Source organism: Streptoverticillium olivoreticuli subsp. olivoreticuli (assembly GCF_003391135.1).
Lineage (GTDB): Bacteria > Actinomycetota > Actinomycetes > Streptomycetales > Streptomycetaceae > Streptomyces > Streptomyces blastmyceticus.
Genome location: NZ_CP031455.1, coordinates 132143 through 156774, shown reverse-complemented (window position 1 = coordinate 156774; position 24632 = coordinate 132143). Strand labels below are relative to the sequence as shown.

The 24632-nt window shown below is 64.0% G+C and carries 16 protein-coding genes and 3 pseudogenes; 7 read left to right on the top strand and 12 right to left on the bottom strand.

The genetic code is table 11. The features are described 5' to 3' along the window. Positions 1-13: 13 nt before the first annotated feature. The gene (locus DXZ73_RS00595; protein ID WP_116209114.1) at positions 14-2569 is read left to right on the top strand and encodes an ABC transporter permease; all 2556 of its coding nucleotides are present in this window, start codon (positions 14-16) and stop codon (positions 2567-2569) included. A gap of 391 nt (positions 2570-2960) precedes the next feature. On the opposite strand, the pseudogene DXZ73_RS40415 reads toward DXZ73_RS00595, so the two are convergent. The 6 genes and pseudogenes from DXZ73_RS40415 to DXZ73_RS00565 form a co-directional block, all read right to left on the bottom strand. Beyond that, positions 2961-3788: pseudogene (locus DXZ73_RS40415) on the bottom strand (transposase); the annotation flags it as partial. Between the two features lie 325 nt (positions 3789-4113). Next, positions 4114-4767: a response regulator gene (locus tag DXZ73_RS00585; RefSeq protein WP_116209112.1), complete on the bottom strand. Its 654-nt coding sequence runs from the start codon at positions 4765-4767 to the stop codon at positions 4114-4116. Then, complete coding sequence (locus DXZ73_RS00580; RefSeq protein WP_116209111.1) at positions 4764-6020, bottom strand: sensor histidine kinase; 1257 nt, start codon at positions 6018-6020, stop codon at positions 4764-4766. Before DXZ73_RS00580 ends, DXZ73_RS00585 begins: the two co-directional genes overlap by 4 nt. A 746-nt stretch (positions 6021-6766) precedes the next feature. After that, positions 6767-7060 carry a PIN domain-containing protein gene (locus tag DXZ73_RS00575; protein ID WP_425315802.1) on the bottom strand — a complete coding sequence of 98 codons (294 nt, stop codon included), beginning with the start codon at positions 7058-7060 and terminating at the stop codon, positions 6767-6769. Then, positions 7057-7236, bottom strand: a complete 180-nt coding sequence (locus DXZ73_RS00570) for a hypothetical protein (RefSeq protein WP_240351025.1) — start codon at positions 7234-7236, stop codon at positions 7057-7059. Before DXZ73_RS00570 ends, DXZ73_RS00575 begins: the two co-directional genes overlap by 4 nt. A 70-nt stretch (positions 7237-7306) precedes the next feature. Continuing rightward, entirely contained in the window at positions 7307-8950 is a 1644-nt protein-coding gene (locus DXZ73_RS00565) for an IS4 family transposase (protein WP_162889919.1), read from the bottom strand. A 194-nt stretch (positions 8951-9144) separates the two neighbouring features. On the opposite strand from DXZ73_RS00565, the gene DXZ73_RS00560 reads away from it, so the two are divergent. Next, positions 9145-9396: a transposase gene (locus DXZ73_RS00560; protein WP_162889918.1), complete on the top strand. Its 252-nt coding sequence runs from the start codon at positions 9145-9147 to the stop codon at positions 9394-9396. Here the strand turns inward: DXZ73_RS00560 and DXZ73_RS38650 are convergent. The 4 genes and pseudogenes from DXZ73_RS38650 to DXZ73_RS00545 form a co-directional block, all read right to left on the bottom strand. Continuing rightward, a complete protein-coding gene (locus tag DXZ73_RS38650; protein WP_240351672.1) occupies positions 9393-10049 on the bottom strand; it encodes an IS630 family transposase in 657 nt (218 codons plus the stop codon). The two genes, DXZ73_RS00560 and DXZ73_RS38650, sit on opposite strands and share 4 nt — an antisense overlap. Before the next feature lie 100 nt (positions 10050-10149). Then, positions 10150-10434 (bottom strand): annotated as a pseudogene (locus tag DXZ73_RS40410) (helix-turn-helix domain-containing protein); the annotation flags it as partial. 639 nt (positions 10435-11073) lie between these two features. Beyond that, the gene (locus DXZ73_RS00550; protein ID WP_116209107.1) at positions 11074-11574 is read right to left on the bottom strand and encodes a C40 family peptidase; all 501 of its coding nucleotides are present in this window, start codon (positions 11572-11574) and stop codon (positions 11074-11076) included. A gap of 533 nt (positions 11575-12107) precedes the next feature. Then, positions 12108-13262, bottom strand: coding sequence for a L,D-transpeptidase (locus tag DXZ73_RS00545; RefSeq protein ID WP_275898556.1), 1155 nt, complete (start codon positions 13260-13262; stop codon positions 12108-12110). 2659 nt (positions 13263-15921) lie between these two features. On the opposite strand from DXZ73_RS00545, the gene DXZ73_RS37770 reads away from it, so the two are divergent. From DXZ73_RS37770 to DXZ73_RS00525, 5 genes and pseudogenes are all read left to right on the top strand, one after another. Then, positions 15922-16215, top strand: a complete 294-nt coding sequence (locus DXZ73_RS37770; RefSeq protein ID WP_162889916.1) for a hypothetical protein — start codon at positions 15922-15924, stop codon at positions 16213-16215. A 967-nt stretch (positions 16216-17182) separates the two neighbouring features. Further along, on the top strand, positions 17183-18574 hold the full coding sequence (locus DXZ73_RS00540) for an IS1380 family transposase (RefSeq protein ID WP_116209103.1): 1392 nt from the start codon (positions 17183-17185) through the stop codon (positions 18572-18574). Between the two features lie 380 nt (positions 18575-18954). Next, positions 18955-19293, top strand: coding sequence for a hypothetical protein (locus DXZ73_RS00535; protein ID WP_116209102.1), 339 nt, complete (start codon positions 18955-18957; stop codon positions 19291-19293). Next, entirely contained in the window at positions 19290-20183 is an 894-nt protein-coding gene (locus DXZ73_RS00530) for a hypothetical protein (protein ID WP_116209100.1), read from the top strand. The genes DXZ73_RS00535 and DXZ73_RS00530 overlap by 4 nt, the downstream gene beginning before the upstream one ends. A 105-nt stretch (positions 20184-20288) precedes the next feature. Beyond that, positions 20289-20881, top strand: a pseudogene (locus tag DXZ73_RS00525) (transposase family protein); the annotation flags it as partial. Positions 20882-21362: 481 nt separating this feature from the next. On the opposite strand, the gene DXZ73_RS00520 reads toward DXZ73_RS00525, so the two are convergent. Both DXZ73_RS00520 and DXZ73_RS37765 read right to left on the bottom strand, forming a co-directional pair. Continuing rightward, positions 21363-21782: an ImmA/IrrE family metallo-endopeptidase gene (locus DXZ73_RS00520; RefSeq protein ID WP_162889915.1), complete on the bottom strand. Its 420-nt coding sequence runs from the start codon at positions 21780-21782 to the stop codon at positions 21363-21365. Between the two features lie 1993 nt (positions 21783-23775). Then, positions 23776-24306, bottom strand: a complete 531-nt coding sequence (locus DXZ73_RS37765) for a hypothetical protein (RefSeq protein WP_162889914.1) — start codon at positions 24304-24306, stop codon at positions 23776-23778. Positions 24307-24632: the final 326 nt, after the last annotated feature.

Below are 24632 nucleotides of genomic sequence, written 5' to 3'. Positions count from 1 at the left end.
TGACACCTCCATCATGCTCCGTACCACCCTGCGTAACGTCCTTGCGCACAAAGCCCGCTTGCTGATGACGGCGCTTGCCATCATGCTCGGCGTCACCTTCGTCTCCGGCATCCTCGTTTTCAGCGACACCGTCGGCGCGGCCGTCAAGAATGCCTCGGCCAAGAACCTCAAGGACGTGGCCGTCTCCGTGCAGCCGTCCGTCCCTTCCGGCGAGGCGCCCTCACGCAGCGATGAGGGCAAGAACATCACCGCCCTCGACAGCAATCTGGCGGACCGCATCCGCTCGCTGCCAGGCGTTGAGTCTGTACGCTCCAACGTCAACGGCACTGCTACCGTCGTGGGCAAAGACAACCAGCCCATAGGCAACGACTGGCACATCGCGGCCAACTACCAGCCTGGCCGGGACGGCAAGGACAGCCGTTACCCGGTCAAGGAGGGCCGTGGCCCGGCTGCGTCCGACGAGATCGCACTGGAAGCCAAGACCGCCGCGACGGGCGGCCACAAGATCGGCGGCACCGTCCGCTTCGCCACCGACGGCCCGGTCATCACCAAGAAGCTCGTCGGCATCGTCGGCACCGAGGATCCCCGGGTGACAGCGGGCGGCAGCCTCGCCCTCTTCGACACCGCCACCGCGCAGGAACTGTTCCTCAGCCCCGGCCAGTTCGATGAATTCCTCGTGGCAGCCGAGCCCGGCAGCAACGACCAGGCCCTGACCTCCAAGGTCGGGGAGATCCTTCCGAAGGACCGCGCCAAGGCGACCAGTGGCACTCAGCTTGCCGCCGAGCAGTCCCAGATGATCGCCGAGGACAACAAAGCCCTGAGCAAGACTCTGCTGGTCTTCGCCGGTATCGCGCAGTTCGTCAGTGTCTTCATCATCGCCAACACCTTCACCATGCTCATCGCCCAGCGCCGCCGCGAGATCGCGCTGATGCGCACGCTCGGCGCCTCCCGCCGACAGGTCGTTCGCTCGGTACTGGCCGAGGCAGCCCTGCTCGGCCTCGCCTCTTCCGCCGTCGGCTTCCTCCTCGGCCTGGGCATCGCCCGGGGCGTGCTTGCCGTGCTCGGCGCGAACGGCCCGGGTTTCCCGGACGGCCCGCTGGTCATCAGCCCGACGGCGGTACTCTCCGCACTTACGGTCGGTGTGCTGGTAACCGTATTGTCCGCCTGGCTGCCCTCCCGCAAGGCTGCGAAGATCGCACCGATCGAGGCACTCAACAGTGCCGACCAGACGCCTGCGCCAAGCGGCCTGACGGTCCGCAACTCCATCGGCACAGCCATCACCATGCTCGGCGTGGCAATCATGCTGTACGTGTCCACGCTCCGGAACGAAAGCGGCGTATCCACTGCCATGCTGGGCTCGGCAGTGACAGTGACCGGCATGATCATCCTTGCCCCACTGCTCTCCCGGCCACTGGTGACCCTGGCCGGCAAGGTCACCACCCACCTCTTCGGCGTCAGCGGCAAGCTCGCCAAGGAGAACGCGCTGCGCAACCCGCGCCGTACCGCCGCGACCGCCTCCGCGCTGATGGTCGGCCTCACCCTGATCACGGCAGTGACGGTCGCCATGACCGGCTCGCAGCAGCTGATGGAACTCCGGAGCACCCAGGACCTGACCGCCGACTACCAGATCACCAGTTCCTCCTCCGGCGGCCTATCCTCGAAGACCGCCAGGAAAGCTGCCCAGGTGCCTGGGGTCCAGTCCGCCGTCCCCGTCCAGAGCACTGGCTTCGCCATCGGCCATGACCACGCCACCATGAAGGGCATCGACCCGGCAGCACTCCGCCATGTCACCGACCTGCTCCTCCTCGCCGGCTCACTCAACGACGTCGAGGCCGGCAGCTTCGCGATCTCCGATAAGACCGCGAAGCGCTTTGGCTGGAAAATGGGAGACACCGTACCGGTGGACTTCAACACCGGCTCCAAGGAGCGCCTCAAAGTCTCCGCTGTCTACAAGAACAACGACATCGTCTCCGACGCCTTCACCGTCCCCCAGGTCATCAGTGACCATACACGCGGGGAGGACAGGGCCAACAAAATCCTGGTGAAGGCCCAGGACGGCAAAGCCGCCGGGCTGAGCGACAAGATCCGCAGCCACCTGGACAACAACCCGCTACTGAAGATCCAGGACCACAACGAGCTGCGCAAGGAGGCCGCCGGACCGATCACCACGATCCTCTACCTGCTATACGGCCTGCTGGGCATGTCCGTGGCCATCGCGGCGATCGGCGTCGTCAATACCCTGGCCATGTCGGTCTTCGAGCGCACCCGCGAGATCGGGATGCTGCGTGCGATCGGCATGGAACGTACCGGCATCAAACAGATGATCCGCCTGGAATCCCTGGTCATCTCCTTGTTCGGCGCGATGACCGGTATCGGGCTGGGCCTCTTCCTCAGCTGGACGAGCGGACAAATGCTCCACGGCGCGTTCCCCGGCTACGAAATGTCCATCCCATGGCGCAGCGTTGGCCTGTTCCTGCTGCTCTCACTGGCTGTCGGCATCCTGGCAGCGGCCTGGCCAGCCCGCCGTGCGGCCCAGCTGAACACACTGCAGTCCATCGGGGACCAGTAGCGGGCGACGGCACAGGCGGAGCACCGTCCCACTCAGCTTTCCTGGAACGGCGACCGACCGGGATGACTCGAGACGGTGGTGAACCCGGTAGGGACCCCGGCCTGTCGAGCGAGATGTCTGACTTCTCAGCTCTTCAGCCTGGGGCCCCGATGGGCTCGTGGGGGCGACCGTCAGGCAGCGACTCGCGTATCTCGGACCCCCGCAGCATCAGCGTCCTCCTGAAGCCATGCTGATGCTCTAGCCTCGCCGTTTTGGTTAGGCTCCGGCCGGAGTGGTTAATTGTGATCGATTACTGTTCGGCCTGTTGCCTATCTGCGGGCACGCCGGGTACTGACGCGGTGGCCGGGTTCTCCTGGTCCTTCCCGGTTATGAGCGGGCAGGGGCAGCAGTGTCAGCTCTCCGGGCGGGGCAGCATGGCGAGTTGGCCGAAGGCCCTGACGAGTTCGTTTCCCCAGGGCCAGGCCGCGGGGATCTGCAGGTTCGGCGTTGTCCGCCGTGGGTGATGCGGGCGACGATATGTAGCAGCCGGTAGGGCAGTTTCTTCGGTTCGGCGGTGGCCAGTTCGCCGTCCAGCAGCAGGACGCGGGCCCGGGCGAGCAGGCCGGTCCCAACAAGGCCCAGCTCCAGCCAGGCTGCGTTGATCTGGAACCGGTGGGAGGGAAAGCGGCCGAATCCGGTGGTCTTGCCGCAGCGGATGCGCGCTCCTCGACGAGGAAGGCCTGATGGCGCATGCCCGCGTCCAGGCCGACAGGGACAGCTGGGCACCGGGGTGAGGGTGTTCGCGCCGGACGATGATCCGGGTGCCTTCGGAATGGCCGGGCAGGTCGCCCAGGCCGGTCAGCTCGGCGACCTGGGCGCCTTCGCGCAGGGCCCCGTCCTGTTCGAGGGCGGTGTGCCAGAGGCAGTCCGGGAGCTGGCGGATCGCGCGCCGGAGAGGCTCGGTGACGGAGCACCTGACGGAGAATGCGGAGAATATGGTGCGGATCCCGCGTGAGCGCAGAGCGCGGATATGGGCCGGGAAGGCTTTGGCGGATCCGGCGCTGTCGGCACGGATGAGGCTGTCGGGGCCGTGGCGGCGGGCGTCGGGGATCTGGGCGAGCGCGGCGTCCAGCACGGTGATGTGATCGCCGACGGTGTTGGCGGCGGCGTTGCCCGGTCGCAGCGGGCCGGCCAGGGTCTCGCCGGTGCTGTCGAGGAAGCACAGCAGCGGGTGGTAGCCGAACCCGTGCTTGCAGGTGAGTGCCGCCTGCTCTCAGGCGGTGGGGGCGCGAGACGATCACCAGCCAGATCCCTGCCTGCGCGGACACGCACCCAGGCGGGGACGGCGAGAACCCCCGCGAGCGGGCTCTCGCCGACGTCTGATAGCCGGGACCGACCCTGGCGCGGCCGCTGGAGCGACTGCAGGACCTGAGCGCTCAGCACCCGGCTGGCCGGGTGCTGAGCCTTTCCTGCAGACCGGCTGGCCCGCAACCGTGCCCGCCAAGTGCGGCACCGAAGCGGCCTCCAGTAACACCCCGGTGGCCGCCGCAGGCCTCCGACCCTGCTCAGCCCACGATGCCGGCATCACGAGCCAGGATCGTGGCCTGCACGCGGTTGGTGACCTCCAGCTTGGTGAGCACCCGGCTGAAGTGCGTCTTCACCGTCGACTCGCTCATGTGCAGGATCTGGGCAATCTCCAGGTTGGGAAGCCCCCGGGCTGCGGCGCCGAGAACTTCACGTTCCCTGGCCGTCAGAGTCTCCAGCCGGGCCCGTTCCTTAGCGGTGACGCCGTCCGGCCTCGTGCCTCTGAGATCCTCGAGGAGTCCCATGGTCACCTGCGGAGAGAGCATCGCGTTGCCCTCGGCCACCACCCGGACCGCCTGGATCAGCTCCTCCGGCCCCGCCCCCTTGATCAAAAACCCGACGGCCCCGTTGCGCAGCGCCGTGCGTACATAGTCCTCCTCACCGAACGTGGTCAGCACAATGACCTTCGGCGGGTCAGGGAGAGCGGAAATCTCGGCGGTCACCGCGAGACCGTCCATGCGCGGCATCCTGATGTCTGTCAGTACGACGTCGGGACGCATCGACCGGGCCAGCTCGACCCCCGCAACGCCATCCCGCCCCTCAGCGACGACCTGAATGTCCTCGGCAGCCTCCAGAATGCCGCGCAGCCCCTGAAGGATAATCGCGTCGTCGTCGACCAGAACTACCCTGATCATGCCTCTTCTTCCCCTCTGGGCGACTGGCTATGGGTTCTCGGCAGTGCGGAAAGCGTGGGGAGAGAAGCCTCCACACGAAAACCGCCGTCGGACGACGGACCATAATGAAACCTGCCGCCCAGCAGCTCGACCCGCTCGGCAAGACCGACCAGCCCCTGGCCACCACTGGGCACCCCGGAGACAGACTTTCCGGATGAAGGGCCATTGGAGACATGAACATCGAAACGGCCGGGCGCATAGCAGAGTCCCACACTGGTCGAAGAATCCGGTGCATATTTGAGTGCGTTCGTCAATGATTCCCGGACAATGCGATAGATGGTCTGCTCGAGCTGCGGCGGCAGAGGGCGTGGTGCCCCGCTGCAGGTCTCCTCGACCTGCAGGCCCACCTTCCGCGTCTCAGCAATGAGAGGCGGAATGGCGTCGATACCCGGAGGCGGGGCTAGCTGGGCCACCCCTGGCTGACCGCGCCGCAGCACTCTGAGGATGTCATGCAACTCCTCCAGGACCCTGGTGGCAGTGGTCCGGATGAGATCGGCCTGTCCGGCAATCCACTCCTGATCCCGTTTGCCGACGTTCATCTGCAACGAACCCGCATGCAGCACGATGTGAGTCACCCGGTGCGCAACCACATCATGCATTTCCCCGGTGATGCGGTTACGCTCTTCGCTGCGCCCGCGTTCCTCAGCCAGCATCTGCTCGCGCTCCATCCGGTTCGCCCGGTCGGAGAGCGCCTGTATCAATTCGTGCCGAGTTCTGATGTGCGCACCCACGACGACCGGCATGATGACGAAGACCGCCGCATAACTGAGGAACTGCAGGGTCAGGGTGTGCGTGCCGGCGGGTGAGAAGGCGTTCAGTGCCACTACTGACACTCCGACCACCCAGGTCCAGGGCGTGCGGGAGTACCGGCCGAGCGTGTACATGGCCAGGACCAGTGCCGGTACATCAACGACGAGGCAGTCGATCAACCCGACAATCGCAGCCACGGTGACGGGGAAACGGCGGCGTACCAGCAGGAGCGCACCAAGGGCGACGGATGTCAGCACAGCCGGGATGGTCGGGAACCGGAAAACCGCCCGATCGCCTACCCCGCTGAATACCTCACTGACTCCCACCAGGGCGGCCAGCGCAGCCAGCGCGATATCCGAGGCGGACGGCCGCGGACCGGAGAGCAAGGCGATCCTGCTCAGCCTCGCCAGCGACACACTCCGCCGAGCCGGATACAGCAACACTGCCAAAGGCCTGTTCGCCATGAACTACACCCCGCACAGCCTCCCGCTCGACCTTCCCGGCAGCGCTTGACCAGCAGCAACCGCTGGACTGCCCTTGAACCACCCTGCTCACCGGACCGCCCCTGCCGTGTACCAGCCTGCGCAGCCCAGAATGAAACCTCACCTTGAGAAGCTCGAAGAGCTGGCTTGGGCATGCTGCTGCAGTTCCTTCGGAGCCGGTCTCCGGCCCCGGGCTCCGACATCGCGTACGGTCTCCCTGCCGAGCAGCACAACGCCAGATCCCTTCACGCCCCGGCAGAGCAAGCCTTGCCGACACGATGCTCATGCCGGACTCCTGGCCAGTCTTCTGCCCGAGCGTATTGGAATGGAGCAAGACGGCAAGCATGGCCTCACACACAGGACATGACCCAACCGCCGGGCACGCACAGTGCACCCACACGTACACGATTCATGTTTCCACGCTTCAGGTGCCGCGCCAGTCGGCACTGCCACTTGGACGGCGCCCAGGACCGTGCAGGCCGCGGTCAGCAACACTGACACCAGAGAATGACGCTGCGGGCATGTCTGGAAGAGCCAACATCCGTACACGCCCCCTACACCCGGCTTTCCTCCGTTACAGGTCGTCGGGCAGAAGCCGGAATGCCTGGTGGCCGGTCAAGGGGCGCACCATGCGAAAGTGCCGGTCCGTGGTGAACATGAGGTCGGTTCCGTACACAGCAGCCAGGGCCACGTTCATGGCGTCGGCCAGACCGATACCTCCGCCTCCGTCAGCGTCCGCGTATCCCTGTGCCACGGCGATCGCTGCGCTCAGGTGAGGCCCGACCGGCGGTACTTCGAACCGCCGGGTGGCGGTGTTCGTCTCGATGAACCGTGCGGCCGCGATCGCCGTGTATGAGCCCTTTCTTGCTCGTGATGAGGCAGCCCAGCTCGGCCAGGACCAGCGGGGAGATGACAAGATGGCTGATCGCGGCCAAGGCTCTCCTGTGGGCCTCGTGTCCGGTGATCTTCTGGTCCAGCAGCCGGTACAGGGCGTTGGTGTCGGCGATGACGACCCGGCTCACAAACCCATTCCCCGGAGTGTGTCCTCGATCTCGTCGTTGGTGAGATCGGGAAGATCAAGCCGGGGCAGGTCGATGTCACCCATGGGGTCGGTCGGGTAGGGCGGGACCTCGTGCGCCTCAATGGGGACGAAGCGGGCGACAGGACGCCCATTCTTGATGACCGGTGATCGTGCCACCGCGTTCAGCGGCGGCGAGGACCTGGGAAGGAGCCATGACCCAAGGCCGGGTAGTTAACGTTTCCGCAGGTCATGCAAGGGGAGTTGGTGTCCATGCTGTGGCGGCGTAGAGGCCGGGGCCGAGTTTGTGGATGAGGCCGCTGTCGGCCCATCTGGAGAGCTGCCGGTACATGGTCTCCATGGTGATGTCGCCGAAATGGGAGGCGATGTCGCGGGGGCGCCAGAGGCGGGTGGGGTCTTCTTCGAGCAGTGTCAGGATCCGGTGACGGCGGCGCTCGGCGGGGACGGCATTTCGGTCGTCGCGGGAGACTGCGGGGAGCTGGGGGTGCGGTTCGGAGGGCCGGATGACGCTGATGGTGAGGTGAGTGATGGTGCGGCTGGTGTCGGGCCTGCCGTCGTCGTGCCGCGTGCTGTAACGGGACATCGGCGACTTGACCTTGCGCGTGCTGACCCGCTGCCGCCGGGGTGGGAGGAGGCGGGCCAGGATCCGGTGCCCGATCAGTCCGGTGCGAGTGGCGGCGGAGTAGTCGGTGGTGACGATGCCAGCAGCCTGGACGACCTGGTCACGAGCGGTCTGAACGGCGACGGTGAAGCAGCAGCGATCCGGGTCGGTGCCGGGCAGGGACTCCGCGGCCTCGACCATCACGGTTCGCAGGGCCTGGTAGAGCGTGAGGAGGGCCCACATCTCCTGCTCGACGCCGACCGGGTCGCCCGAGCGCAGGACGCGCCCGCTCGTGATCGTGTGGCGGAGCGCGTAGTACGCAGATTCGTGCTCCCATCGCTGGTGATAAAGGCCCGCCAGCGTGGACGCCGGGTAGCGGCGGGCGTCGGTCAGGGTCGTGACCAGCCGGTAGGACCCGGTGAAAACGGTGCCGTCCGCGCAGGTCACCGTGATGTTCACGTCGATGACACGCACCTTCTCGGCACCGATCATCGACAGGTACGAGCCGTCGGCAAGAGGCGTCAGGACCGGAGTACGGCGGTTGGCGCGGAGCCGGCCCAGCACCTGGGCACCGGTCGAGGTCACGGCGGCGAGGAAGCTGTTGCCGTCGAAGCCCTTGTCCCACAGGACCAGCATGTCGGGCCGCAGCAGATGCAGCAGCCGGGAGGCATAACCGGTCTCGCCGCCGGCAGGCGGTCCGAACACCGCGCCGAGCAAGGCCCGCGTCCCTGTCTCGACCAGCGTCATCAACTCCACCGTCGGATAGCCGTGATGAGACGTCCGACCCAGCCAGACCCGGTTCCGCTCGGAGTCTGCGACCTTCTGTGAACTACAGCCGTCGAACGACACCGTCCGGTACGGGCCGAACCGCACCCCGGGTGTCGCTGGTCGGGCCAGCGGTCCCGCCAGCACCTCGAACAACGCCCTCACCGGCGCGGTTCCCAGCCTGCGGCGCAGATCGCGCAGGGCCTTCGGTGTCGGAGCGACAACCGGCATCCCGGCCAGCCCGGCGGTCAGCTTGTCCCAGACCAGTCGGTAGCCGACCTCGGGAAAGAGGCACATCGCGAGCAGGAAGTAGACCCCGACCCGGGAAGGGAGGTCACGCAGCCGCCGCTGCACTGTCCGTGTCTCCGACAGGACCGCGTCGACCAACTCGAACGGCACGACGGCCGTCAGTTCGCCCAGGTGACCGGGCGCGAACCTCCCCGCGGCCACAGTGACCGTACGGGTGATGGCCATCACCGGAGCAGGCAGGACATGATGAGACGGCAACGGAGCTCCTCGGGAACAAGCTGTCTTGGTCGACTGCCTGTACCAACGAGCTCCGTTGTTCTGCGTCGGAAACACTTCAACGGGCTTGCATGACCTGCGGAAACGTTAACTACCCGGCCTTGAGCCATGACCCCGGATCTTGGACACCTGAGGCATATAGATCTTGAGAGTCTGAGAACGGACATGCCGTGGTCATGAAGCACTATCCGGCCGAGTCCAAGCAGGACGCGGTCGCCCTTTTCCAATCCCGTCCCGGGGCGACGATCAAGCAGGTCGCCGCCGATTTGGGGATCAATCCGGAGACGCTGCGGAACTGGACCCGGGAGGCTGGCGCGGGTCGGCCCGGAGGCCGGGGCGAGACGGCCCCGACGCCGCAGTCCCCGCTGGAGGCCGAGCTCGCCGCCGCACGCAAGCGGATCCGGGAGCCAGCGGATCGTCGTGGCTAATGCTTGGGGTATAGGTGGCGCAGTTTGGTGCGTGCATCGTGGGTGGTGAACTGCCAATTCACCTGGCGTTGGTCGGTGTTGGTGGCGTTCTGCCAGGCTGTGAGTTCGGTGTTGAGTGTGTTGAGGTCGTCGATGCGGCGGTCGAGGCATTGCCGGGTGAGTGCGGAGAGTTCGATCTCGGCGATGTTGAGCCATGAGCCGTGTTTGGGTGTGTGGTGGATCTCGAGGCGTTGGGCCAGGGTGAAGGCTTCCTGCGGTTCGAATGCCTCATACAGTGAGGCGATGTTGTGGGTGTTGAGGTTGTCCATCACCAGCACCACGGTCTGTGCGTCGGGGTAGTCCACGTTCAGCAGCTGCCTGACCTGGCCGGCCCAGTCCATGCGGGTCCGTCGGGAGAGTGCCTGGGTGCGGCGCCACCCGCGCAGGGGTTCGGTCCAGACGAAGATGGAGCAGGTGCCGCAGCGGATGTATTCATTGTCCTGGCAGGTGTCGTTCCCGGGGCGGGCGGGGAGTGGTTCGCGGACGTGGCCGAGGAGTTGGCAGGGCTTCTCGTCCATGCACACCACCGGTCGTGCCGGGTCGTAGGAGCGGGCGTAGACGGCAGGGACGTCTTCCATCCGTGCTGCGAACTGTGCGTTCGCCCGTGGCGGGATGGTCCAGCACTTTTTCAGGTGAGGGCGCAGTTCCGTTTTTTAGGATCCGCCCGATGGTGGAGTGGTCCAGGTCGGGGATGTCCTCGACCATCGCGACGTGCTTCTCCAGCAGTCGCAGTGACCATCGCGTATAGCCTTGGGGCGGCTGTGAGCACGCCATCGCGATCAGCCGGGCTTCGACCTCGCCGGTCACCGGCGAGGGCACCGGCGGCAGGTCGCGCTTCTTCCGCGCGATCGTGGCGTGAACATCCCCGCCGGCCTCGGCGAAACGCCTGGCGACCAGCCGCAGTGTCTCACCGGAAACACCGAGCCGGGCCGCGATCGCCCCCTTGGAGTCCACCTCACCCACCGAGGTGTCCAGCGCGAGCAGCACCCGCGCACGCATGATCATCGAAGCCGCGCGGACACCCGTCCTGGTCAGCCGGATCAATTCCTCACGATCTTGCGTAGCCAACCTGACTGGCCGCTTCTTCTGCGAACCCATGACAACAGTCCTGTATGGCAAGTGGGTTGGAACTCGCCAGACGCCAGTCTGTCAGACACGGCACAACTACCGGTAAGCAGCGACGATCCACTAGCAGTGCCCGCGTCCCGCACTCGACCAGCGCGACCAGATGGGCCTGGTGTCAGCGTATGCACGTTCGCCTTACGGGACCCAGTCCATCCACCCCCAGACCACGGCACACCGGCCCCCGAAATCCCGAAGCGTTCCCCGCTCCCTGGGCGGACCAGATTCAACGGCGGGAGGAAAGCAGTCACCAACAGCACGCTGGCGAAGAACCAGTAGAGCAGTGACGCGAGCAAGCAGAAGAACAAGGAACTGGGCAGCTCCGTGCGCGGCACGAGGCCGTCAGCAGCACAGGAGAACACAGGGCACCTCCGCAGGCGCAGCAGCTCGGCTACTCGCCGACCAGAGGTCTGCCCCGTATGTCACACCCCAGCCAACACACCGTCACCGCCACACCGCAGGCTGTACACCTGAGAGGCTTATGACAACGAGGGCACGGAAGGCCTGGTAGCAAATTCAACGTATACGTCCATACCACACTTGAGTGGTCCAGATTCTCTCGAGCCTCACTCTCCCACCAGGCCTGGGGGAGTGCCAGACCCGACTCTTCCCGGCATAGATACCCACGTGATAGACGGCCCGGCCGGAGTGAAAAAAGACTAGATCGCCCGCCTGGCGTGCGGCGGCGGGAATATGGAGAGCGCGGCCATACTGGCCGGCCGCCGTACGGGGGAGCCGCTTGCCCACCCTCCTGAACGCATAGCGCACCAGCCCCGAGCAGTCGAAATGATACGGACCATCAGCCCCGTACCTGTACAGAGCCCCCTTCTTCGAGGCAGCAACATGCAAGGCCCTGAGACCCATGGGCGTGGCGTGGGCTTCGGGCGGAGCAGCCCCGAACACGATGCCGACCACAAGCACCAGCACCAAGGTTCGAAAGGCCACGCCCCAGCAGGAGCGCTTGGAATTTCGGGGGCGCGATACCGTATGCCGCGGCGACTCAGTCAGCCGACTCATTCTCCCACTTTGCGGGAGGCTCTGAGGCACTTTCTGACGTGCCGGTGCCCGTTGGCCCTTCCCACAGCGGCGCACTTCACCACCCGCCAACGAGGCGCTGCGCCCATGGCGTTGGCAGCGGCCTCTCCCCGTAGATGGTGCCGCCCACCTGCAGACCGCCGCAGCTTCCCGACGGAGCGTGCCGTCGACTCTCCGGAGAACGTTCATGGACTTGGCTCCTTCTCTCAGGTTTGCCGATCCGATCTTCTCTAGGTTTGGGCGTGTAGCTGCTGGACGGGTAATACCAGGCGGAGGTGCCGATGCTGCTTGCTGTGCGCAGCCGAACAATGCGCAGGGCCGCGTAGCAGGCAACCAAGCTCGGGCTGCGCCGGTACCCCGGCTCTTCGCCAGGCTGTGGCGCTCGGGATGCCCGGTGCCTGTGGCTGCCTGATGTGTCCAGTCCTGGTATTGGCCACCGTCATGACGGGGGCTGGAGGTATGCGGCCCGTGCGCTCACGTGGGGAGGCGGGCTTGCGGGGATGTCCGGCGTGGTGTCAGTGGAGGGCGGACCGCTGTTGCCAGGCAGCCCACGACTGGTTCCAGTCCCCGTACCCGTTGCCAGGTGTCACGGTCTGTTTGCCACCGGACACCTCAAATACGTCTCCCGTTTGTGCTTGGTCGTAGAACCAGGCGGCATCGACGGACCTCATCCCGAGACAGCCGTGACTGGTGTTGGCTGTTCCGATGGTGGACTCGGCCCACTCGGCCTGATGGGCATAGGTGCCTGAAAACGTCAGCCGCATCGCATACTGCACAGTCAGGTCGTAGGCGTCGTCCATGCCGACGCTCTGGGAGTTCATACGTACCGTGCCTTCCTTCGAGATCAGCGTGAGTATGCCGCTCCAGGTAGCGTGCTCGGCAGTCCCACCGGTCACCGGGAGTATCCTGACCGGCCTGCCGTCACGGATGAGCGTCAGGGTGTGGGCGGCGAGATCTACCCGGGCGATCTGGCTCCGTCCGATGACGAAGTGGGTGGAGGACGGGCGGGGTGAGCAGTCATCCTCGGCAGGCGGGGCATTGTGAAGGTCAGTGGTCAGGATGACCTCGGTCCCGGGTCTCCAGTAGTTCTTGGGCCGCCAGTCGATACGGTCCCGTCCGGTGACTTCTTCAACCCATCCCCAAGACCCCTCAGTTCTCGGGTGGGTGATCACTTTGAGCCGTCGCTCAATGTCGGCTTTGTTCTTGACTGGGCGGTCGAAGACGAGGGAGATGGGCTGACCGACGCCGACGGCGGAGCCGGGTGCGGGCACGAGATCAAAAGAGGCGATGTCCTCATCGAAGCCCCTGATGCTGTCCGGGTCAAACGTGGTGAAGGTAATGCGCTGGTTGATTTCCTTGCCGGCATCGGTTCCCACTCTGGCGGTCACCTGGTAGGAGGTGTTCGTCGCGAGTCTCTGTCCCGGGATGAACCATCCGTCTCCTGCCCGCCCCGGCACACGCTGGCCTTCGGGACCTGTAAGAGCGATCGATTTGAGAGATCCATGCTCGACCTGCACGGTAATCGGCTCATCTGGAGCCACTCCTCGAGCTCCGTTCGCTGGGTGGAAAACGATACGCGGACTGGGGTGCGCACTCCTGGAACCCGAAAGCTGCCCCTGCGCCCCGGTACTGCACGCGACCAGCAGAGTGGCACAAACCGCGATCAGCATTGTGGAACAGGCGCCTCCGCGCAGAGCAGGAGGAAGAGTACGAGGGGAGATCATGAGGTGTTCCTGACCTGTGACTTGGAGAGTTGGGGGGAAACTCCAGACGATTTTCTACGGAGGGGCCAGCCCCGAGGAGCCGGTCCCTGTAATGATTGCAAGCATGCGGCCGCGAACTGAGCCCGTACTGCCCTGTGCTCGCGAAGTGAGTGAGAAGCAGCTGGGTCGAGAAGAAGCCGGGCCTGCGCACCCGGGCGACATCTGTCCGGCGGCAGATGTCTGCTGAGACTCCGTTCGGCTTCCCCGCATTCCCCAGCCCTGCCTCTGGAAGGATCTTGAGTCTGAGTATCAAACACACTCGGACGACAGAAGTTCATCCCCGCAACGGGAAAACTGCCTGGCCTTGTGTATCTGGATTCCCGCAGGCTGACAGTAGCTCCACAGGGAACATCCGGCGAGGGCGCGGTGTGCTGCATAAGGGAAGTCAGTATCCGGAAATATTCGATGATCACTGAATTCCCCTTGCTCTGCAGACGGGCTCAGATGAATCCACCCTGCATGCCCATCAGCGTTCTGGCAACTGGACCGCGATACGTGTGCCATCGAATGGAGGTATCACCCGGTCCCGTCTGGAGGTGTGAGATGGAGCGGTCCCGGAGGCGCTGGACCTCGCGATGCGAGGTCATGCAGAATCCGCAGCCTCCCAGTTGCTGGTGTGATGAGTGAAATCACGGACCCAACGGCGAAGGGTTCTGTCACGCCGGCACGCCCCTCAGAGCAAGGACGGAAAGAAGTCGCCGTCTGGTGCACCCGAACTCGGCGGCTCGCGTCTTTGGCCGGTCTGTGTCTCTCGCGCACAGCCGTGCCACCGCGTCGGCTGGCGGCAACCTCGCCCGTCGGAGGGTTGGGAGGATGTCGCTGCCGAGGTCGATCATTACCAGTCATGTTGAGACCGTGGACTTCAGGTAATCGATCTTGCTCTGAGAGTGCACCAGCCCTGCCTCCCCGCCTCGAGAACGGGTGCAACCTAACCAGCCGTCACCTCCGTTGACGAAGCTCCGAAGACATGTCACTATTGCTCATCACCATGGGGTTTTGAGCGCCTTTGTTCCCCTTTGGGTGAAGTTCATGGACTGGCAGGCTCAGTGGACCTCCTCCGTCCTGTCACGCGAGGGCGAAAGAGCAGGTCAGGTGGGTTACATGGCAAAGCCCCTCATCGTTGGCCGTGGTGATTTTACTGATCACGACCAATGACGGGGGCTTCGGTGGTTGCGCGTTCTGCCATGCCCGGCGTCCAGCATGAGCTGGCTGGGTGTACCTTCCGGTCGGCCTACGTTCGAAGGCATATGAATGGGGCATCAGGTGGCAGCAGCTGGGCTGTTTCAGGCAGGCTCTTCCCGCGCTGGCGTATCTGCGGAAGAACGAGACATTCGCGTATGCGAGCACCGGTTCCGGGGTCTCCGAGGCGGCAGCCTGGCAGATATATACGAGACCGTCGCGATTCTGGGCACATGGGTCCCGGATCTGCACGAGACCATGGTGGGCCCGGGCGAAGGCGACTTCGCCGTCATCGACGCCACCCTGATCACGACGGACTGCATCAAGGTGGATGAGCTGTACCTCTCCCGGAAAACACAAGCGGCACGGGATGAACGTGCAGGTCATCGCATGGCTGGACAGAACACCCCTGCGGTTGTCCTGCGCTCTGCCCGGGCGTCGGGTCAACGCTCTGACTCCCTACGACGATCACCGCGAACTGTCTGCCTGCTACCAGCAGTGCAACCGTGACCACGCACGCCCCACACCCCGGCGAGCTTCGTGCGCTGCTGAGTGACCTTGACCAGCAGCTGCCGGACATCGGGGGTTCCGGACATAACGGTGGACCGCGCAGTATTCCAGGTTCAGGTCGCGGCTGACCCGTGTATCGACCGTTATAGGTGCGGAGTTGCCCTGCTGCACGGCAGCCAGCTTGAGCATGGTGGCGACGATACGGCGCGGCCGACTGCGGGAGTGGGGCATGCCGTGCAGCATCGGCGGCATCACCTCGTCATCCGGCCCCGTCCCGGAGGTCACCTCAGGTGCCCGGAGGCATGAGTAGTGGCTGGTATCTGGCGTGTGGGCCGGTCAGCCTGATGATCTGCTCGGCGAACGTCACCGCTGGGCAGTCAGCCGCCCTGTACTCGAATCGGCGCACCAGCACCTCGATCATGACCGCGGACACCGCGGACAGGCGTATCCGCCAGCCTTCGTATATAGCGGCCCTGCATCCGGCGGCATGCTGTCCTGCACCATCGGCGACGCAACACAGCGGACCCGGGTGTCGAGCGTAGTGGCCCACCGCTCGGCCATCTCCACAACCACATCCCGTAGATGCGGCAGCACTCACCCCCAATGCCCTGAACTGCATATCTGGTTGATGCCCAGCTCGGCCCAGCACCATCGCAAGTTAGCGCCAGATCCCGTTCACGTGTACGTCGGCGTGGGGTCTCAGCAACGACCTGGCTGGCACCCGTGAGATGTTGCCTGCGGTTCACTCACACCGGTCGCGCCCGGCCAGGACACCTCAACAAGATCCAGTTACGGGGTCGGGGTATGGGACCACCCTGCCCCGCCCCCGTAACCCGCTACCGCACGGGAGTATTGCCACAGAGAGGAGGGTGCGTGCATGTTGCACCGTCGTAGGCGTCGGATTGAAGATTTGCGGTTGCAGTTGAGTAAAAGAGGAGAAAGTATCAAAAACCTTCCTGCAGGCTCCGCCGCACACCAACTTCTGGTGGAGGAGTGTGACCTCATTGCGGAGAGGATGCGCAAGCTGCGAGGGCATGATGATTTCAACAGCCTCTTCAGCGTTGTCGGAATCTTTACAGGAATGTTCTTGGTGCTTTTTTCGTCAGGGGTGCTGGAAGTCGTCGGCTGGATATTTTTTATCGTCATGTTGCGTGGTTCTCATGCTGATTGAACGGCAGCTTGTTGATCTTTCATCTGTGACGCCCTGCAGCAGGATGATTTGTTCGGATCCGAGAGTGCAGGGAAGAGGGGCATATGAAATTTTGGGCATGCCATTTATATGGAAACAGGTAAGCCTGGAAGTTGACTGAGGAGTGAGGGAGGGACTGCTCGCTTGCCGGCGAACAACGATGTACCGGACCTGTGGGCAGTGAGCACGTGAAATCACCGTCGAAAGGTCTGTTCTCCCGAGCCAGGGCTGGAGGCGGATCTGCCCACGAGCATGTCGATCTTGATTGGAAAGCAGGAAGAAGAATGAGCGACCGCGTCGGTCTGGTGAGGCTTGCGTCTCTTGGATTCGGAATCAGCTGCCTGGGCAATACCGCTTATGAGGCGATAGAATCTTTCGAACAAGGAACTCTGGACCCTAACTCGGGGCCCTGGCTTCCCACTGTCTATGCAGCGTTCGGTGGTGTGATCGGCATACTGTGCCTAGCGGCACTACTGACATCCCGCGCTCTCGTTGGGCTACTATTAGCTGCCGGATATTTCATGGCATCGGCTGCAGCGGTTGAATTTCAGGTCGAGTACTCGCCTGAGCAGAGAGTGGCAAACCTGTTTCTTTACATCGGAACGTCCTTGGCTGCCGGGGCCTGTTGGCTGGCATTCCGGAAAGGTCAATCATGAGTAATGTCTACTTAGAAATCGCTTCCCCTCTTATTGGCGTATTGACTGTCTTGCTGCTCCGCTTGGTCAATAAATACCTTCCAGAAGATCCCGTTCTGGGCGCAGTGCGTTCCTCCTCGGAAGGCGGGCCGCCGGAGTCAGGAGAGAAGCCCTCGTCCTGCGGCCACTAAGCCTTGATCCACCGCCGGACGCCTTGTGGATAACGTCTTGGAAAACAAGAAAGTGCCTTGTGACCTGCAATGATGGGAGTTCTTCAGGCTTCCAGCACGCATAATCAGCAAGGCACTTCCGAGATGCAAGTTTCCCACACGCCAGCGGCGGTCTCCGCCGTGTTCGATGACCCGAATCTGATCGCGCATGCCGGGCTGGTCCCGGTGATGCGACTGGCCGGGCGGTGCGGTCTGCCCCGGCTGGTGACGGAGAAGGTGAGGCTGACCGGGGCGAAGAACGGCGCGGGTGCGGCGGCGGACGCCAAGGTCACCAGCATCGTGGCCGGCATGGCCGCAGGGGCCGACAGCATCGACGACCTGGGCGCGCTGCGCCACGGCGCGATGCCGACCGTGTTCCGAGGGATCCGTGCCCCGTCCACCCTGGGCACCTTCCTCCGCTCCTTCACCCATGGCCATGCCCTCCAACTCCACGCTGTCCACCGCAGGTTCCTCGCGGAACTGGCCGCGCACACCCCGCTGCTGCCCGGCTCCGACGAGAAGGCATTCATCGATGTCGATTCCACCCACAAACGCGTCTACGGCCGGGCCAAGCAGGGTGCCGAGTACGGCCGGTTCAAAGGCATCCGCACCCTGCACCCCCTGCTCGCCACGATCTGCACCCCCGCCTCCCGGCCGGTGATCGCCACCGTGCGGATGCGCCGCGGCAAAGCCGCCGACTCCCGCGGCGCCCCGAAACTCGTCAGCGAGGCCCTGGCCACCGCCGTCGAGGCCGGCTGCACCGGCATGCGCATCCTGCGCGCGGACTCGCAGTTCTACAACGCCGGTGTCATCGCCGCCTGCCGCCGGGCCGGCGCCCACTTCTCGGTCACCACCGGCATGAACCCCTCCATCAAACGGGCCATCCACAGCATCCCCGACACCGCCTGGCAGCAGATCACCTACCCGACCGCAGTGCCCGACCCGGAGACCGGCGACCTCATCCCGGACGCCGAAGTCGCCGAGATACCCGTCTACGCCGCCTTCGTCAGCCGCAGGAAAGCCTCGCGGGTCACGGCCCGGCTGATCGTGCGCCGGGTCCGTGACCTCGCCAAACCCGCCACCGTGGGCGAGCAGGGCGAGTTGTTCCCCGTCTGGCGCTACCACCCGTTCTTCACCGACAATCCCGCCCGGACCCTCCAGGCCGAGCAAGAACACCGCCACCACGCCGTCGTCGAACAGGTCATCGCCGACAGCAAAGCCTCCGCCCTGGCCCACCTGCCCTCGGGACACTTCCATGCCAACTCCGCCTGGCTGACCCTGTGGGCGATGACCTGCAACCTGCTGCGGGCGGCCGGCGCACTGGCCTCCGCCTTCCACGCCAAGGCCACCACCGCCACTCTCCGCACCCACCTGGTCCAGGTTCCGGCCCGGATCGCCCGCTCCGCACGACGCATCACCCTGCACCTGCCGCACAACTGGCCCTGGCAGCATGCCTGGACACACCTCTTCGACACCGTCCACGGCCCACCCGGCTGACACGACCAGCCCCTACCCGACCCGCCCACCGCCAGGGCCCAACCGGAACCGAACCCGTGGAAAAGCTGGGCAGACCAGCGACTACAACCTGCCCATGCCCAACCACCGACCTCAAACCGGCTCGAAACCGGTCACAAGATCACTCCCCAAACCACGTCGGTGGATCAGGGCTTAGGCAACGAGGGTTTGCCATCCCTGCGTGCTTCACCGACCTCAGACTGCACACTCTCGCCCTTGACGCAGCCACTCAGCCGATCAGCTGTCAGCTGATCCTGGGTGCGGAGACACTGCTTGGCACGCTGCCCGCCGCGGTCGAACTCCGTGCGCATTTGGCCGCCGCCCATGGTGAGGCAGGCGCTTCCGGTGGCTTCACGGCCGACATGACACTTGTCCTGCCCCCGGACGAGGAGACTGACGGCGGTGTCATGCGACTGGTGACCGACCTGTCCCGCAGCGATCTCGGCACCCAGCTGACCGCACGCTGGACCGATACCCCCGGCCTTGGTCTCGACGCCGTGGCAGGCATGTTCGGGATCGACCTCGTCAACATGCCCCGTGCCCTGGTGCCCACTTTCACGGAGCTGGACCTGTCCTACACCAGCAGTACCTCCCACCTGCTGCTTGCGGCCAGAACCCCGCATAACAAGGTCGCCTTCGCATTATTGCCCCAGCCGTCCGTCCCTGCAGCGGCAGCCGTCAGCATGAGGAGTACCCCGTGACCAGCATGCCTCTCGCCACCGCGGACAAGCCGAACCAGGGCGACGCCACCCGTGACAAGCAGGGCCTCGTCCGCGCCCGAGTATTCCCATACTTACGCACACGCCCCCTGCCGCCGATGCTGTACCGATTCGACCGACGTGATCCTGACATCATCTTCCCCGAAGGGTTCACGACCACATGGACTGATCCGGAGACCGGAACCGCCACGACAGGCACAACCTATGACCTGGCTGGACACGTCCGAGGCACTCACCGAGGACGTACCGGATTCATCAGCACCAGCAGCTCAATCGTCGGTGCGCTGGAAATGCTCAAGATCATGCAGCGCAACGAAACACACGGCTGGAAAACGGAACAGGCCAAGGTCTACTCCCAGGAAATGTGGCTGTACCGCCTGGTTCCCAGCCGCTACTTCATCAGCGTTGAGGAAAACCTTCTGGAGGGCCGCCGCAAGCTGTACTGCACGGCCAAAGAACATGCCTTTGCCGCCAGCCAATGCGAATGGGTCGCACCATTCAAGATCCCATCCGGAAGTCTCGTCAGCGCATGGCGCACACAGCTCATTCTCGATCTCGATGAACAGCCCTTCCCGGTGAACGTCAAAGACGACGGGCAACTGGATCTTCCCGAGGAGCGTCTGGTCCGGCTGAGCATCAAGACCTGGCATCTCGGATTCCCCGTACTGCGGAATATCATGGAGAATCCGGAAGGGGAGTATGACCCATTCGCTGATCTCGGTTCTCGCTATGACGGCCTCATCGGCTATAAGGCCAAGAAAGCTCCTGGCTCCTCGAGATACAGCACGCCGAAAGACTGGCGAAAGAAAGAAGAATACTGGGGCAACGAGGGGAACGCGGTGGAGCCCTCGTACCCCTTCGAGCGTCCCTGAAAGGACTCTCGAAACGTCGGCACGCACTGCTGATCACGGTCCCGGGTACGCAGGGCTGATTCAAAGAGAGCGTGACGTGAAGGATACGCAGCATCCGCGACCCGCCAGGGTGGGGCTGGTTTCGGGGTGTCGGGAGGTTACGGCCTGGCGGTACGTCGACGAGACGCTCGAGGTTCTCACCGCATGGGCACCTGGTCTCCGCGAAGCCCTGGCCGGGCTGGGTGAGGGCGACTCTGTCATCGTTGACGGCACCCTGACCCCCCGACCGCATCGCCGCGGACAAGCTGTACTACAGCCAGAAACACACGAAGCACGGGATGAACGCGCAGGTCATTACCCGCCCGGACGGAACACCCCTGTGGTTCTCCCGAGCGCTGCCCGGCCGCACCCACGACCTGACCGCGGCCCGGGCCCACCGCATCGCCCAGGCCTGCCTCACGCGCCACATCCCCGTCCTGGCCGGCCGCGCCTACCCAAGCGCCGACGCCACCATCCGCACCCCCTGCTACGGACACCGCGAACTCCCCGACCACTACCAACGGTTCAACCGTGCCCATGCCCGCCTCCGGGCACCGGGCGAACATGCCTCCGCCCGACTCAAGACATGGCGCATCCTCCGCAGGACCAGATACTCGGCCAACCGCATCAGCCACACCGTCCAAACCGTCCACACGCTGACCAGTGACTATTCAGGATGAAGGAGGTTCACTCCGTCTCATCCGGCACCGCATCAGCGTGCTCTTCGCGACACTCCGTGACTGTGCCTTCTGTGAACCCCGAACCGCCTGCCTCGCTTGACGAGGCACTCATCGTCCGGGGGGCGATGAGTGCAATAACTGCCCCAACGGCGAGGGGTTCCACCATGTCACCCAACCTGACCTGCATGCTTCACCCCTACAGGGCAGGATGAAAAGGGTCACCGTTCAACTCTCTGGCTTTCCAGCAAACCCACAACTCACGGTTCTGTATGTCCGACACGCCTGGACGCTTCAACCGCGCGATGCAGCACGTACTTCACCACGTGGGTATTGCGCTGATCGGTTGAGTGCACCATGTCCTATTCCGCAACCGTATTTCGGGCGCTGTCTCGAAGCCCTTGGCAGGGGCACAAAGCGAATGGCGTGGATCAGTCGAAGTCGCTCTGCGGGATCCTCTTGTATGATCCGTTCATGACCCGTTCTATGCTCGGGCAAGCCAGCGTTGCTCGTCCTCTTCGTCTGCGAGGAGCCGGGCATGATAAATGCGTTCTGTAACGCCGAGCTCCTGGGCGATGATGCGATTAGGCAATCCAGAGTCACGTGCGACCGCGAGTTCTACTACTGTGACCAACTTACGGGCTGCCCAGATTTCTGCATCCCGTTCCTGAGCCAGAGTGGAAACTGCTGCTGCGCCGCCCCCATGTGCACAACGATGATGCCCGAGCATGATGTGTGCGACTTCGTGTGCCAGAGCACATCGTTTCTGAACTGGCCCAAGACCCATTGCGCAGTAGACCTTGTTGCTTTCGGCGTCCCAGACTGCAAGCATGTCTCGGAGTTGCATATAGTGGATAGGGATTCCGAGATTACGTAGCTCCCATTCTGGATCGTATGCGCTCATGTGATCGCACGCCTTCTCGCGGTGGACGGGAAGTCTTGCCTGCTCATGCATAATTAAAAGGGGCTGGCTGGGATGACGGGTATTGACACGCGCTGATCCGTGTTCGTTATTCACTCGACAGGCTTACAAGTGCTGAAAATCAGTTCCGCACGTACGGTGCGATCATTCTATGGTCATTCCGTCCGTCTGTATTTTAAGGAAGGTGAAAGTCGGAGTCTCCCCCTGCCTCCGATCCTTCGTTGAGGTCCTTCGTGGCGGGGTGTAATGTTAGGGGATTTCGATCTTGGTGTGCGCGCAATTGAAATATTAACGACCCCCGGGGCCCGTTAATGATGCGATAATCCACCACGCTGCAGGTGTCGGCTCTGGCGTGGCTAACTATTGCCATAACGGTGGCAGCGGGCTTCCTGGTCTCGTATGCCACGCATTCCTTGGGAAGGATGCGAATCCCTATGCCATAGGTAATGGTGGGCTGGCCGCGCAGGTGGGGGCAGTGTGCTTGGTACGGTCATTGTTGAATCGGGGCGCCTCGCTTCCCAGGCGGCGAGGCGGCGGATGGAAAGATTCAATTTTACGGCATTGAAATAGAAAATCAAGGAGCCCGAGACGGTCCTCACCCGGAAGTCCGGTATGACGCGGCCGTACGTTACACCACAGTTATCTTCCGTAATCATGGCTGGTGAGCCGATTCTGTAATCGGCCACAACGAATAAACGGATCGGGAGATCGCCCCATCCCTCGATGTGAATAAGTTACGGCGCTATTTTTCCGCCCGCCTGGGTGACCCGGCTAAAACTATAATTCCTACCAGGCCGGATCGTGGGGGAGGCGGAAAGCTGTGGATCTTGTCCGACGCGGGATGGCCCGGACGATACCTGTATCGTGCGCAGTGCCCTTTCAGAAGAGATCGGAGAGCTGATTTTTCTGCTGATGGTGACAAATTCGGCACGAAGGTGCGGGAAGTGTATTCTCGCCGCCAGGGAACCCTGGGATATTCTGATGATGATGCTGGCGGTATCCTCGGGTCCTCGTCTCTTCGTCGGCTTGCTAAAAAGTATGCGCCAGAAATTCGTGACCGAATTTCTGGCGTTCCCGGAAAATGAGTCAAAATCGGATCGATTTCTCCGGATGGGGGTGTGGGAGTCAGGGAATTCTTCTTGCGTAAACTACATCAAGGAATCCCTGTGCACTATGGGGCTTCCTGACCTGCACGGCTTCCGAGAGGTATTTCGCCCGGTCATAGCGGTGTGCGGCCACGTTCTCCGCTGCAGTATCCGCAGCCGTGGAACAGACGGGGCTGGTTGGCCCTGCCCACCAGCAGACGGCCCTCGTGCACGTCCTCCGCCGGGAATCTGGCATGCTCGGCTGAGGCAGGGAGCAGCCCCGCCGTCAGTACCACCCGCCCTGGGGCGGACGGCGCCAGCAGGGCCGCGAAGTACGTGATCCCGTTGGCCTTGTCCAGCGCGCACAACTGGGCAATCGTCTGCGCCCGGCGCTGGCAGAGGGCCATGGGCAAGGGGCATCCGAGGCGGGTCGGCAAGGCCGCCTGGGGTGGACGGCGAACAGGGCACGACGGATGACGGGGCGCTGGGCACCCGGCCGCATGCTCGAAAACCCGGCCTTATCGGGGCCCGGGGCGGGTAAGTTGCCGGGCGGTGCACTCATGGGATCCTGGCCGACAGCGGCACAGGAAACAGGAGGCTGCCAGGACCGTACAGGCTGCAGCCAGTACTGCCAGCACCAGACAATGACGCCAGCTGCATCAGCCGGCGTAGATCATCAGGGCCCCCATCCAGTCCACGGGCTCTGGAAGCTCCCGGGTGCTGACGGGCCAGCGGCCTGATCAGGCGACGGAGGCACATCGAAGCTTCGGTTCGGCAACGTAACCTGGACGCCCACCTGCCCCAGCCGGAGCTTCGTCGCGGCGCGATGGCACAGCCGGGTATCGCCGCAACACCGTGGCCCGCATGCACGTGAGCACCAGAACTCTGAGTCAGCCTTGGCGGCGGGTCCGCTTCGTGTTGCGTTTCTGCTCTTCTTTGTGCAGGCGGATAATCTCCATGTCTGCTGGGGAGATCCGCCCGCTGCCGTCCGGAGTGTGGGCTACCAGGTCGTATTCCTCGGCGCGCAGAAGGCGTCTGGGTGATGCGAGAGCGGGCTGTGCAGGTCGTGCATGTTCTGCTGCGGCGAGCAGGGCGTCAATGATGTTCAGGACTGCTTCGCGTTCACGCCGTGTCAGGCGGCTGGCACGGGGGGGCATTACAAAGGGCTCCGCGGGACGCTCACGGTAGACGCCAGCGGCTTTCTCGAGGTTTGTGCGGGGGAGATCGAGGGCGAGCGAGAGGCCATCGAGGGTTTCCTCCTCAAGGGTCCCGGTGTGTTCGCCACGGGCGATGCGGCCAATGGTGCCATGGCTGACGTGGCCCTGGCCGCGCGCGGCCGCTGCCCGGTAGCTGAGAGGACGTCTTGGGGTACCGAGTTCGACAAGGCGGGCCACGACGATTTTCTGGAGGTCGTCAGTCATGCCGGTTCTCCTGGTGTCGGTGCACGGTATGGGCGGGCTCTCTTCAGGATAGGAGTCCGCCCGGCCTTGTGGCACTTGCATAGTGGAGCGCGTGTCGTGGGCCGTTCGTGGGTAATGGATCGCGTTCCAGTTGCCGGTCTGCTGGGCGAGGTGCACGATGAAAGCGCGAAGACCCCCGCGACTCCTTGCGAGGCTGCGATGCACACGAATCCTCACGGCCTTCACCGTGCGTCAATGGAAGACAGCATGCCGAGAACCTCAGAGTTCTCCCAGGCGCGATCACAGCACGTACTAGCGGCCTGCTGCCGCCGGCCCCGCCAGGGACA